Raw genomic sequence first — 12,682 nt, 5'->3', positions numbered from 1 at the left:
TCCCTGTCGATCCGCCGGGCCGTCCTCTCGCTGAACCCGGCCTTGGCGGCCGCGACGTGCTGCGTGTGTTGTCCTCGGTGCTTCATGTAAAGTCTCACCTGATGGTCCGTGATGTGGGTTCCAGGCACCGGCGGTTCTCGTCTTTGCAGTTGAGTTTCGCACAGTGTCTCCCATCACGGCCGTCGGCGGGGTCTATGAAGACCGCGCACCGCATGGGGTGACCTCCGGCCGGGCTACGCCCGCCCTACGGTCACCCCATGCGGACATCGTAGTCGTCGGCAGAGCGGCCATCGTAATCGTCGCTGGATACCGCCTCCCGCCCGCCGCGGGACAGGCCGTCGGCGACCACGACGGCGTTCATGGCGCCGGCCGAGGTGCCCGACAGGCTCTCGATCTCCAGCCGGTCGTCGGCGAGCAGGGCGTCGAGCACGCCCCAGGTGAAGGCGCCATGCGCCCCGCCGCCCTGCAGGGCGAGGTTCACCGGCTTGCCGCGCCCTTCGAGCTTGACCTGCGGCGGGCGGAAGCGGAACACCTTGCCCAGCGCCGCCTTCACCCCGGCGGCGAAGCGCCGGCGCGGCTCGCCCGGCTCGCGGCAGGGGGTGTCGGCACCGACGGGCGGAATGTCTTCGGCATTGGGTTTCGGCGGCTGCTGCTCGGACACGGGAGGCTCCTTCCGGCTCGTGCTGCACCGCACAACGATGGACCCGCAGGCCGCGGCGCGCAAGGGGGCAGGGGGTTGCCGAATTATGAAAAACAAGGTGTTGACGCCTGCATCGGCTGCCGTTATATACGGGCCTCCCAGCGCGATGGCGGAGTAGCTCAGCTGGTTAGAGCAGCGGAATCATAATCCGCGTGTCGGGGGTTCAAGTCCCTCCTCCGCTACCAAATGAAAGGGCCCCGGTACTGCCGGGGCCCTTTTCGTTTGTGCTTTCCGCAGATCCACTAGCCGCGGCTGCTCTCGTCGGCAGGGTCTGTAGCGCGGCAAACGGTTTGGCACCGATCGGCAGATGGTTTGGCACCACCAAGGAGGTGGAGAAACTCCTGACGATCGGTGCGGGCGCGCCTTGAGGCTCCCCTCGGGCCGCAGATCAGGTCACCTCGTCGCCGTCGAGTGCATCCGTTGCGGTCAGCCGGTCCTGGCGATGCTGTACTCCTCCGAGGCCGATCAGGATTAGTCCCAGGGCGAAGCCACCAATGCTCACGACCGTCACCGTCTGTTTAGCCTGCTCGACCGCGACGCCGCCGACCTGTCCGAAACGCCTCAAGTCCGCTTCCTCTTCGGGCGTCGGCCATGCACCAAAAAGCCATCCTACCGAAAGTACGATGAGGGCTGCCCCGGCAAGTCGGAGCCACGTCGCTTCCTTCACGTCATATTCCTCCTGTGGATGAAGCGTGGGGATGCTCCCACGCTTGCCTCTCCTTCACAATGTCAAAGAACGGCGGGCGGATAGACACCCGCCCGCCCGTGCGGCCGCCTACCTGTCCCGCTCCGGCTTCGGGTAGGGCCGGGGCCGCATGCGAAGGTCCCTGCGGGCGCTGGGCTTCAGGAAGAACAGGTAGCGGAACTGCCGCAGCGATCGCCGCGTGGCCCGGCCCAGGTTCTCGCGGAGGACCTGGCCACGCTGCCCGCCCTTGCCGTGGGCGGTCAGCAGCATCCCGTGGTAGGTCTGCCCATCCACCTCGTAGAACTCCGTCCGGTGGCTGCCGAGGTAGAGGAAGCCGGCGGCCTGGTAGACCACACCCCAGCGGCCGCACCGCTCGTCGGCGAAGGACTGCACCCAGCGCACCGCCGGCAGCGCCCGCTTCAGGTATTTCATGGTGTAGCTCAACGCCCGGCTTTCGGAGTTGCGCGGCGCGGCGTCGTCGAGCCACATGCGGTTCAGCTCCAGGTGTTCCCGCGGGCCGGTGTTGGCCACCACCTTGCCCACGTGCATGGGGTTCATGGCGTAGCCGAGTTGCAGGCACCCGACCAAAGCACCGCCGATGTGGACGCCGAGGTGCACGTAGGAGTTCTGGACAATGCGGCCGCTGTAGTGGTTGTGAAGGATCATCTCAACGGCCCGTGAACGGGGGATCGCGGCGACGTGAAACTCGCGGGTGCCGAAGCCGACGACGCCGTCGCTGCTGTAGAGGTAGCCGGGATCGTCAGTCGTCGGTCGGCGGATGATGACGCCGGCGGCCGGCGGATGGTGGGACGGACGTTTTGCCATGGGTGCCTCGTTCGGAGGGCGCTCCATGGCGCTCGGGGGACGGGCTCGCGGCCCTGTGGTTGATGGTCCCGCAGCGCGGGCACTTGATCTCCAGGGCGGTAAATTCGGTCGCCCTGGCCAACAGGCGGGCGCACCGCCCGCATCGTATGGACTCCACTCTTCGATACCTGTAGGAATCTCCCGCCCTCGCGAGGGTGGCGGGACGGCCGTATGTCGGCCGGATGCGGTCGTGGGAGAGCCAACCTCCCGGCTCGGGGTGTTCCCGCACCCCGGCCCCCGCCGGCCGATCAGTCGGCCAGGATCAGCAGGGCGAATTCGACGTCTCGCTGGTGGCTCTCGCGGCAGTGGTCCGGCTGCCGCGCCAGCGTCCAGAACAGGCGGTCGATCAGCACCCGCCGGCCGCGCCACACCGGTTCGCCGTGAAGGTCACCCTCGCGCCAGGCGCGCCCGCTGATGGTCTCGTCGGCTTGGCCGTTGAAGAGGATCACGTTGGCCGCCTGGGACGCGAGTGCGGCGAGGCGCGACAGCCGGCTCGTCACGACGGCCACTCCGCCAGCACCGCCGCCCGGCCCTCGGCCGTCAGGTGGCCGGTGGCGACCATGGCATCCAGGCCGGCCAACGTATCGGCGTCGTCCCGTTCGACCGCCTGAGCCAAGTCGAGGACGAACCACATGGTCGCCAGGACCGGGTCTTCGCGGGCGAGACGCACACCTTCCATGGTCATGCCGCCGGCGGACACCAGGAGGCGGGCGAACTCCAGCTTGGACAGCGAGCGGGGCGGCGCCGGGGAAGGCGGAGGCGGCGGCGCCGGTTCGATGTCCGGCGGCGGAGGCGGCGCCACCCACTCGCCATCAACCAGCGCCCACCCCTGCCGCACGGCATCCGGCGCCGGCACGAACACCAGCGGCGACCCGGGATGGCGCGCCGACCAGTCGAAATCGACGACCTCGGCCACCTCGCCGGCATCATTCAATCGGGCGTAATTCGCCATGGTCGACTCCCTTAGAAATAGACGATGACGCCACCGTCACCGCCGTTGCCGGCGCGGGAATGGGTAGATGGCGCGTAACACCCACCACCGCCGCCGCCCGTACCACCGTCACCGCCCCGCGCGCCGGCCCCGCCGCCACCACCACCGCCGAAGCCACCAGGAGCGCCAGGGTAGTTCGAACTAGACCCACCACCGCCACCACCACCCGGACCCCCAGGGGTAGCCGGCAAGCTGCCGTTGGACCCGGCACCCCCCCCTCCGTTGATGTCCTCGGGCAGCCACCAGGGATCGCCCCAGCCGGGTGTTCCCGCGGCTTGGAAGTAGGGGTTCGACGTGGCGGAGATAGGCGAAGCCCCGCCCTTTCCACCGCCACCAGCACCGCCGACATACGGCGTGCTCATAGACGGGTTGGGCACGAGCGGTGCCGCACCATCAGCGCCGCCCCCGCCGGTCGCAATCGGCCCGTTCGTCCCCCCGTGTTCCACAGATCACCGCCACTGCCGCCCCACCCTGCACCGCCGAGCCCCCCAGTAACGGACGAGTTCAGGTTGGCGAGGTTTGCGCCCGGAAAGCCGTTTCCGAACGGCGACCCCGAGGAAGCGCCCCCCTGCCCGCAGTTAATGAGGCTCGTCCCAAGCATGGCTGTGGTGGAGCCCCCCGAGCGGTTCACATCGCCCCCGCTCCCGACACCCCCGACGACAGTGGCGGCCGGCGTGTGCTTACCGCCCTCTCCGCCGGTCGCCTGGACCGTAACCCCGTTGATGGTGACGGACGTCGTACCCCCGTTCGTCCCGTTCACCATGGCGGAACCCGGCCCCGCGCCGACACCTCCCGCGCCGACCGTGATGGTCACGGTGTCGCCCGGCTGCACTGCCCACCGCTTGAAGGAGTATCCACCACCGGCGCCGCCTCGCGCGCAACCGGCGCCGCCGTTGTTACTGGTGGCCCCTCCACCACCGGCGCCCCAGACGTACACCCACAGCTCATAGACGTTGGCAGGAACCGTGAAGGTATAGTTACCCGCCCGAAGCCACATGCGGCGGTTTGCCAGCACCCGGCCAACGACGGCCGGCCGGTCGGCGAGAAACTGCGAAACGTTGCCCATTCAGATACCCTCTCAGGCTAGACGCCAGTCGGCGCCGTTGAACCAGACGTCGACCACCAGACCCGGCACGTCCAACACCAGATCCTCCGCCGCGCCCATGATGGTTCGGCCGTTGCGGGCGACGGTGTGCGTCACCCCCAGCCCGGCGTCGATGAGGCGCACGGCCGCCCCGGTGGCGGGGTCGGCCGGCAACGTCACCGTCACCGGCGCCGCGGCCGTCAGGCGGTACGCCAGGCCATCCATCAACAGCACGTCGGCGGCGACGGGGATTACGGCCGCCGACGACCCGCGCGCCCACGTCACCGCCGAGCCGGTCGAGTAGGCGACCATTGCCGCGTTGTCCGGCGCCGGATCCGGCACCGTCGAGCCGGTCACGCTGTTCGCCGCCAGCTCCGCCCGGTCGGCCTCCTCCACCGCCAGTGCCACCTGCGCCCCGGCATCGAGCACCGCCTGCTGCGCCAAAAGCTTCGCGGCGTTGGCGGCCAGCGCCGCGGCCTCGGCGGCGGCCCGGGCGAGGTCCGCGGCCGCCGCCTGGTCGACGGCGTTGCCGGCGCCGGCGGCGGCGCGGGCGGCCGAGGCGATGGCCATGGCGCAGGCCGCCAGGAATCGGCCATAGGTCACGCCGTTCACCGGCTTGTCCTCGGTGAAGAAGCCCTTGCCGTCGGCGCCGAACATCTCGGCATCGGACAGCGTCGTGACGCTCTCGTCGTCGTTGGTGAAGCTGACGGTGCCCATTACAGGTCCTCGATGATGCTGATGGTTTTGCGGTACCGGAGCTGCTGCGGGTTGGAGATCCGGCTCAGCTTGTCCAGCGGGCCGTACACGGCCAGCCGGTGGCGGTTGCCGACGTCGGCCGGGTCGACGATGGCCAGCACGTTGGTGTGCGTGCCGACCAGGCGGTCGACGTCGAGGCCGTAGGTCATGGCCTCGTCGCGCGTCAGGTCGGCCAGATCCATGACCAGCTCGCTCCAGGACGGCCCGGCCTCGGCCCACAGGGTGCCGCCGCGGGACCGCCGGCGCTGGGTGTCGGAGTTGACGCCGATCTCCCACCCCAGCGCGATGTTGCGGCGGGGCCGGAAGGGGCTGTCGGCGATCAGCCGGCCGAGGTCGAGCCACGTCACGCCGTCGGTGCGCCGCGTGTCGTCGATCCGCACGCGCCACCAGCTGCGATAGCGGGCCTCGAACAGGGCGAGGCCCTTGTTGCCGCCCGGGGTCAGCTCGCGGCCATTCCAGGGCCATTCGCCCCACGGCCGGCTCCCGAAGGGCACGGTCTGCGGCCAGATCAGCTCCTCGGGCAGCACGGTCTCGGCGTCGGAGAAGTCGGCCTGCGAGGCGCACTCGACCGACCAGGTGCCGCGCTCGCTCAAGCTGTGGCCGAGCAACGCGATCATGCTGATGGCCATGGGCCGCGCGCGGTACCACACGATCTCGGCGGTCAGGCCGCTGGTGCGGGCGGCGCGCCACAGGCGGTGATCAGCGAGCCGCGACGCCGGCGCCCCGGCCAGGAAGCCGGTCGAGGCCGACCAGTCGACGTCGGCGCCGTCGCAGAACGACTGCCAGCTGAGAAGCAGGTGATGGGCCGTGGAGAGCGCCATGGGTCAGCCCCACACGGTCAGGGTCAGGGTGCCGCCGCCGGGCGACCCGGCCAGCCCGATCAGCCGCCCGTGCCACCCGTCGAGGCCGCTGCGCGGATCGGTGAGGCCGATGGTGGCGGCGCGCCGCAGGGCGAGCGGCGCCTCGCTGGCCACCTCCACCTCCCACGCCGCGCGGCCGACGCCGTGCAGCAGCGCCAGACGGGCGGCCTCGGCCTCGGCGGCGGCCACCGTGGCAAAGCCGCCGCCGTCGTCGAAGGTCTCGACCTCCGCCAGCGGCCAGGCCGCCAGGGTGGCGGCCGGCGCCGGCGCCTCGGCGTAGCGCCAGGCGGTCGACAGGCGGGCGCGCATGGCCTCCGTCGCCTCGGCCACCAGCTCGCCGCCGCTCAGCGTCCGCCAGGTGGGCGCGCACGGCAGCCGGATGCCCGCCAGCGGCGGCGTGGTGGCGACCTGGCGGATGGACAGGATCTCGTGCGCGCCGAAGCTGGCGTCGGGCTCCGCCGCCGGCGGCTCCAGGCGGTCGAGGCCGAGGCGGCCGGCGCGGTCGTGGCCGACCAGCATGCCGGCGGCGGCCGCCAGCTGGCCGACCAGGCGCAGGCCGTCGGCCTCGCCGCTGCTGTAGAGGCTCATCTCGGCCGGCTGCAAGGCATGGGCGGCGGCCAGGCTGGCGGCGTCCAGGTCAGCGGCCGTGTGGCCGCGCCGGCGCGCCACCCACTCGATCAGCTGGGCAGCGCTGGAGGCCCAGGCGCCGGTGTGATCGAGCACGCCCTGCACCTCGGCGATGATGACGGTGTTGAGGCTCGACCCGCCGAGGTCGATGCAGCCGATCTCGGGCAGGGCGCGGTATTGGCCCTCCGCCGGCGTGCCCGCCACCTTGGTCAGCGGGTAGCCGCCGGTCCAGGCGGCGGGGATGTCGTGGACCGGCAGGCCGGACACCATCAGCCGCACCTTGCCCTCGGTCGTGGTCCCGAGGCGCACGGGCTCGACAAGGCAGCGGCCGAGCGGCAGCGGCTTGGCCCGGCCGGTCAGCTCGGCCGGGCCGCCGGTCAGGTCGGCGCCGGGCGTGCCCGAGAAGGTGCCGGCGGTGACAGCGCCTTCAAGGGCCTGGCGCTTGTCCCGCAGGATCAGGCGGGCTTCCTCGCTCCGCGTTTCCAGGTCGGCCATGACGCCGCTGTAGACGGTCTGGTACTGGTCGACGTGCCAGCCGGCCGCGCCCATGCGCACCTCCACCGGCCAGCCCTGCCACACCAGGTGCCGCAGGGCATGGAGGCCGCCGTCCTCGTTGCGCAGGCCGATGTAGCCGGCGTCGGTGGCGGTCAGGCCGCGCACCCGGCTGCCGCTCAAGACGCTCTCGCGCAGGGCCAGGGGCGTGCTGACGCGGGGCTCGAACAGCACGTTGGCCAGGCCGTCGATCGGGCGCGTGAACAGCGGGTGGGTCGACCAGTACTGCGGCACGGTCGCGCCGAGGTCCGGGTCGTAGGGGCGGGCGATGACAAGCCAGCGCCGCTCGGCACGCGGATCGCGAACCAGATCGTCCCAGGTGGCGGGCGCGGTCATCGGCGGCCTCCCGCCGGCGCCAGACCGGCGGTGGTGAGCGCCAGGTCGTCGGCGGTGCGCCGGCGGACGGTCTGGGCCTCGGTGTGGTGGCGGCCGGTGTCGTCGCGCAGGCCCGCGACCTCGGCGGTCAGGTTGGCGACCATCGAGACCAGGATGGCCACCTGGCGCTGCATGCCGCTGTCGTCGCGTCTTCCGCCGCCGAGGATCTCCGCCGCCTCCTGGGCGTTGAAGACGCGCGTCGACGGGCCGGTGTAGAGCAGCTCGTTGTTGTGGACGCGGACGATCTCGCCGTGGCTCGTGACGCCGCCGGTCTCGAACCCGCGCCCCTCGTACTGACCGTGATCCCGGTAGTGGTGCATGGCCAGTTCGATGGCAGAGGCGCCGGAGTACTGGCTGCCCCAGGTGCCATTGTTGATGGCATCGCGGACGTCCGGGTTGTTGCTCAGGTAGGCCTGCGCCCGGTCGAGGACCGAGCCGGCCGACACCGAGCCGCTGTTGATGCCGTCGATGATGGGCTGGACGCCCGGCCCGGCACCGCCGCCGCCGCCACCGGCCGCACCCCCAGCGCCTCCGGCCGCCGCCGCCGCGGCCGCGGCCGCGGCCGCCGCCGACCGTGCCGCCTCGGCCGCCTGGAATGCCGCCACGAGCTGGGCGAAGCCCTGTTCGGTCGCCGCCGTCAGCACGCCCATGGCGGTGAGCTGCTGCTGCATCAGCTGGCGCTGGTCGCGCAAAATCGCGGCCTGGTCCTCGGCGACGGCGCCGGCGCGCAGCAGTTCCGCCTGCACCTGGCGCCAGATCTCGTAGTAGGCCTCCGAGGCGCCGAGGTTGGCCAGCGCGACGTCGAGATACTGCTGGCCGAGGCTGGTCATCTCGGCCATGGCGGCTTGCGCGACCTCGGCATCGGGCGAGCGCGAGCGGCCGAGGGCGTCGAGCCACAGGCGGCGCGCCTCCTCCAGCTGCGCCCCCGGCGCCAGCGGCGAGCGGTCGCCGATCTGGTTCCGCGCCCAGGCCTCCCGCAGGCTCGCGGCCGTCGACATCCAGCGGCTTTCGAGCTGCTCCAGCGCCGCGGCCTCCCGGCCGTAGGCGTCCAGCATGCGCTCGCGCACGTCGGTCAGCTCGGCGGCGGCGGCGACCTCGACCGCCACCTCGGCCACGACGCCGCCGAAGCGATCGGCCGCCGCCGTCAGCTCCGCCAGGTCGAGGCCCTCCAGAACCTGGCGCAGCTGGGCGCGGGTCAGGGCCTCGCCGCGGTCGGTACCGATGCCGGCGCGTGTCAGATCGCGCCGGCGGGCGGTGCCGGCGTCGAGCACGTCCTGCAGCTCGTCCACCCATCCCAGGCCGGAGAGACCACGGATCTCGCGGTCGAGGCTTTCGACGATGCCGGCCCGCAGGCGCACCCCGGCGCGCTCCCAGGCCGCCGCCACCTGGTCGGCGCCGTCGGCGGCCGCTTCGGTGGCCAGCGCCATGGCCTTGCGCCAGTCGTTGACCGCCGCCTCGAACGGGCCGGTGACGGCCTCGGGCTCGGCCAGGCGCGTCAACGCGCCGAGGAACGACACGGTCATCTTGTCGGTGCTGACACCCAGCTGCTCGGCCTTGGCCGTGGCGGCCTCGTACTGGTCGACCAGGGTCCGCGTCGCCCCCTCTAGGGCGCCGACCGCATCGGCGGCGTCGAACATGGTGTGGCGACCGCGCACGAACGCGATGTCGGCCGCCAGCTCCTGCAGGTTCGCCGCCGTCGAGTTGCGCACGGCGGTCGCGATGTCCTCGCCGACGCCGGCATAGTCGCCGCCCTTGATGACGCGGAAGATCAGGTCGGCCACGGCCTGGGCCTGGTCCTTGTACTCCGCCACCATGCCGCTCTCGTCGTGGACGGCATAGACGCCCTTGCGCTGGTCGTAGCCGAGGGCGTGGTAGCGGCTGCCGGCGACCACCGCGCCCGGCAGCAACTGCTGCAGGGTCTGGTTGACGGCGGCGGCGATCGGCTCGCCCATGGCCTGCGCCTCGGCAAGGCTCAGGTGCTTGGCGGTCGCGCCGCCGGCGGCGAACGCGCCGGAACCGTCGGCGTTGATGCCGATGGCCATGCTCGGGTTGGCCGGCTTCTTCTTGAACAGGCTGCCGATCAGCGGGCCGGCCACCGCCAGCGCGATGCCCGCCGGGCCGAGCCACGGCGCCATGGCGGCCAGCGCCGGCGACATGGAGGACGCGAGCGCCGCGCCGCTGCCGAGCAGGCCGAGGCCGGACCCGACGCTCGGGTCCTTGGCGAAGTTGTAGGCGGAGAACAGCGTCCCGGCCGCGCCCAAGGCCTGAGTGGCCCCGAACTGAAACGCCGCCGGCGCCGCCGCCGAGGACGTGGTGGAGATCGCTCCGGCGGCGTTGCCGATCCCGCCCGGCACACTGGCGACACCGGCGCCATGGGCCAGTCCACCGGCCGCCGAGGTCATCTGCGTCACGGAGGACACGCCGCCGCCGACCGACAGCCACGGCTTGGTGAAGAAGTCGCCGGAGAACAGGCCGTTGCCGCCCATGCCGGGCAGGCCGAAGCCACCCCCGCCCGCGCCGCCCTCGACGCCCAGCGCCTTGTTGGTGGCCGCTTCCGATAGGCCCAGCGCGCCGCCCACCTGCTGCATGACCGGCACGATGATCGGCTTGGCCAGCGCCTGGTAGGCCAGCTCCGCCAGCATGTCGAAGAACATGTTCTCGAAGCCGTCCATGAGCCGCCTGAAGCCGCCCTCACCCTCGCGGAAGGCATCCTTGAACGCGTCCTTGAAGCCGTCCTCGACCTCGTCGGCCATCGCCTGAAAGGCCCGGCCGATGGGGGTGGCCAGCTCGCGGGCGGCGCGCTCGAGTTCGCGGTTGGCGTCGACGATGGCGCGGACCTGGGCCTCGTAGCCTGCGGCCACGGCGGCGGCGTCCTTGACCCCCTCGGCTTCCAGCTGCCGGCGGATGCGCAGCAGCTCCAGCTGCACTTCCAGCTCGCCTGTCGTATCGCCCTCGTAGGCGAGGCGCAGTTCCAGCTCTTCCCGCTGCTCGCGGAGCCGCTGCGAGATCTCCTCGTGGGCCCGGCCGAGGATGTCGGCCTCGTCGACCACCTCGGCGTAGGCGTCGACCATCCCGGCCAGCATCTCGTCGTACTGGGCGCCGGAGATACGGCCCTGATCGAGCGCCTGGTTGATGAGCGTGAGGCTCGCCTCGAACTCGACCTGGGCGGCGGTCAGCGGGTCGTAGCGCTCGACCAGCGAGGCGATCTGCCGTTCCCACTCCTCGGCGGCCCGCTTGCGGTCCTGGGCGGCGCGTTCGGCCTCGGCGACGGCCTTTCGATCGGCCTCCCGCAGGCGGTCGGTTTCCTCGCGCGCCAGGCGCGCCGCCTCGATCTGCGCGCGCAGCTGGGCGACGGCCTCCGGGGTGGCTCCTTCACCCGCCTGCCGGCGCGCCTGGTTGAGATCCTCCGCCGCCCGCGCTGCCGCCTCGCCGCCGATGCGGTAGGCTTCCAGCACCGCCTGTGCCTCGGCGGCGCCCGTCGTCACGTCCCGCAGGGCCTCGCGGAATGCCGTGCCGGCGCGGGCAGCCGAGAGCAGGGCCTCCTGAGCCGGAGTGAGCTTGTTGTCCAGCTCCGCAACCTGTGCCGCAGTGAGTGCCGCCTGTTCCTTGGCTGCCCGTAGCTCGGCTCCCATACCGGCCACGCCGTCGGCAGCCTCTGCGGCTTGGGTCGCCACCTCACCGCCAGCTGTCGCGGCCAGCTGCCGCAGCTCCAGCTGCAGGCGCTCCACCGCCACCAGGGCGTCGTCGTCGACCACCGACCGCAGACGGGCAGTCAGACCGCTGAACGCGTCACCGTCGCCGGCATCCCGCATGGCCTCGCGCAAAGGGGCGAGCAGGCTGCGGGCGGCGTCCTTGAACCTTTGCGCCGCCTTCTCCGCCGCGGCCTGATCGGCCTCCAGCTGCTTGCGAAGGTCCGCCTGAACCGCATCCTGCTGCGCCGCTGATAGCTCCTGGTAGGACCGCTTCAGCCGCTCGACCTTGCCGACCGCGTCCTCGGTAACGCGGCCCGCAGACTCCTGCGCCCGAGCGTAGCTGTCGGCGGCGCGGCTTGCCGCCTCGCTGGCCTCGCTGCCCGCAATAAGCGCCGGCGCCAGAGCGGCCGCGACCATCAGCACCAGGCCCATGGGACCGGCCAGGGCCGACCAGACACCCGCCATGCGGCCGCCCTGCAGGCTGAGGCCGTAGAACAGGTCGGGCAGGGGCGACAGCATGGACGTGATGTGGCCGCCGGTGGCGACGGCGACGTTACCGATGTCCATGATGTTGCGGGTGACGATCTGGCGGGCCATGGAGGCCTGTCCGGCCGAGACTTCCGAAGCCGCCCCCACCTCGCGGACGGCACCGGCCACGGCACCCGAAAAGCCCTGAAGATCGCCCAGCGCCGCCCGCACGGCGCCGGCGGCCTGGATGCCGGTGCCCTCGGCCGCCTTGGCGGCGTCGGCGGCCGCCTGGGCGACCGCGGCGACGGCGCCGGTGCCCTGCCGCGCATGGGCGACCAGCGCAGTAAGCGCGCCGCTGGCCCTGATCGACATGCGATCGACCTGCTCACCGACGCCGGCGACGCCCGCACCGGCTTGGCCGAGGCCGGCGGCAGCAGCGGCGCCGGCACGCGCGATGCCGGCCAGCCCGGTGGCGGCGGTGGTGATGCCGGTGGAGGCGGTGATGGCCGAACGCCCGGCCTCGGTCATCTGGCGGCCGAGGTCGCGGGCGGTGGTGACCGTGCCGGTCATGGCCTGCTCGGCCTGCCGCAGGCCGGTCTGCAGCTGGGCTGCATCGGCCGTCAGGACAAGCTTGACTTGCAGGTCACCCCTCACCGGTTCCGCTCCCTCTTCGCCTTTTCGGCTGCTCGCTCACGTTGATCCGCCCAGACTTCCAGGGCCGTCGTCTCCAGCACCTGGAGCCGGTCCAGGCAGTCGGCGTCGATCTCGATACCGTGGCGCTTGGCCACCCACTCCACGGCCGGATAGTCGAGGCCCGACCGTCCGCCGTGGGCCACGCGCCACTGGGTCGCGCTGGCGAGGAAGATCCGAAGTGCCGGCCAGTTCTCCGGCCAAGTCGCCACGTGGTCGGTCGCCGCCGCGCGCTCGGCGGCGGCACTTTCCTCCTCCACCAGCTCCGGCGGCGCGCCCCATTCCGCCAGCTCGTCGACCACGTCGGCGGTGGTCTCGGGCGGCGGGGCGCCACCCGC

At 72.1% G+C, this 12,682-nt stretch carries 12 protein-coding genes and 1 tRNA gene; 1 reads left to right on the top strand and 12 read right to left on the bottom strand.

The annotated features are described in order from the left end of the window. Positions 1-250: 250 nt before the first annotated feature. Entirely contained in the window at positions 251-541 is a 291-nt protein-coding gene (locus CRP50_RS26440) for a patatin-like phospholipase family protein (protein WP_416045219.1), read from the bottom strand. Positions 542-808: 267 nt separating this feature from the next. On the opposite strand from CRP50_RS26440, the gene CRP50_RS21890 reads away from it, so the two are divergent. Beyond that, positions 809-885: transfer RNA gene (locus CRP50_RS21890), tRNA-Met, on the top strand. A gap of 203 nt (positions 886-1,088) precedes the next feature. Here CRP50_RS21890 and CRP50_RS25315 read toward each other — a convergent pair. The 11 genes from CRP50_RS25315 to CRP50_RS25295 form a co-directional block, all read right to left on the bottom strand. Next, positions 1,089-1,367 (bottom strand): hypothetical protein, encoded by a 279-nt coding sequence (locus tag CRP50_RS25315; RefSeq protein WP_141415226.1) that lies wholly within the window; start codon positions 1,365-1,367, stop codon positions 1,089-1,091. Positions 1,368-1,475: 108 nt separating this feature from the next. Then, positions 1,476-2,210 (bottom strand): hypothetical protein, encoded by a 735-nt coding sequence (locus CRP50_RS21885; RefSeq protein ID WP_217992103.1) that lies wholly within the window; start codon positions 2,208-2,210, stop codon positions 1,476-1,478. Beyond that, complete coding sequence (locus tag CRP50_RS26580; protein ID WP_097281329.1) at positions 2,146-2,367, bottom strand: Com family DNA-binding transcriptional regulator; 222 nt, start codon at positions 2,365-2,367, stop codon at positions 2,146-2,148. Before CRP50_RS26580 ends, CRP50_RS21885 begins: the two co-directional genes overlap by 65 nt. A 130-nt stretch (positions 2,368-2,497) precedes the next feature. After that, positions 2,498-2,749 (bottom strand): hypothetical protein, encoded by a 252-nt coding sequence (locus tag CRP50_RS21875; protein ID WP_097281328.1) that lies wholly within the window; start codon positions 2,747-2,749, stop codon positions 2,498-2,500. After that, positions 2,746-3,201 (bottom strand): hypothetical protein, encoded by a 456-nt coding sequence (locus CRP50_RS21870; RefSeq protein WP_097281327.1) that lies wholly within the window; start codon positions 3,199-3,201, stop codon positions 2,746-2,748. Before CRP50_RS21870 ends, CRP50_RS21875 begins: the two co-directional genes overlap by 4 nt. Positions 3,202-3,598: 397 nt before the next feature. Beyond that, a complete protein-coding gene (locus CRP50_RS26575; protein WP_416045218.1) occupies positions 3,599-4,237 on the bottom strand; it encodes a glycine-rich domain-containing protein in 639 nt (212 codons plus the stop codon). A gap of 81 nt (positions 4,238-4,318) precedes the next feature. Then, on the bottom strand, positions 4,319-5,041 hold the full coding sequence (locus CRP50_RS21860; protein WP_097281326.1) for a hypothetical protein: 723 nt from the start codon (positions 5,039-5,041) through the stop codon (positions 4,319-4,321). Then, the gene (locus tag CRP50_RS21855) at positions 5,041-5,901 is read right to left on the bottom strand and encodes a hypothetical protein (RefSeq protein WP_097281325.1); all 861 of its coding nucleotides are present in this window, start codon (positions 5,899-5,901) and stop codon (positions 5,041-5,043) included. The genes CRP50_RS21860 and CRP50_RS21855 overlap by 1 nt, the downstream gene beginning before the upstream one ends. Positions 5,902-5,904: 3 nt before the next feature. After that, on the bottom strand, positions 5,905-7,455 hold the full coding sequence (locus tag CRP50_RS21850; RefSeq protein ID WP_097281324.1) for a hypothetical protein: 1,551 nt from the start codon (positions 7,453-7,455) through the stop codon (positions 5,905-5,907). Further along, a complete protein-coding gene (locus CRP50_RS26225; protein WP_097281323.1) occupies positions 7,452-12,308 on the bottom strand; it encodes a hypothetical protein in 4,857 nt (1,618 codons plus the stop codon). Before CRP50_RS26225 ends, CRP50_RS21850 begins: the two co-directional genes overlap by 4 nt. Beyond that, entirely contained in the window at positions 12,305-12,646 is a 342-nt protein-coding gene (locus CRP50_RS25295; protein WP_097281322.1) for a DUF1799 domain-containing protein, read from the bottom strand. Before CRP50_RS25295 ends, CRP50_RS26225 begins: the two co-directional genes overlap by 4 nt. Positions 12,647-12,682 lie beyond the last annotated feature (36 nt).

The sequence above is a fragment of the Caenispirillum bisanense genome (assembly GCF_900230255.1).
GTDB classification, from domain to species: domain Bacteria; phylum Pseudomonadota; class Alphaproteobacteria; order Rhodospirillales; family Rhodospirillaceae; genus Caenispirillum; species Caenispirillum bisanense_A.
Note: the sequence above shows the minus strand (reverse complement) of the source record. Positions and strands in the feature narration are given on the sequence as shown.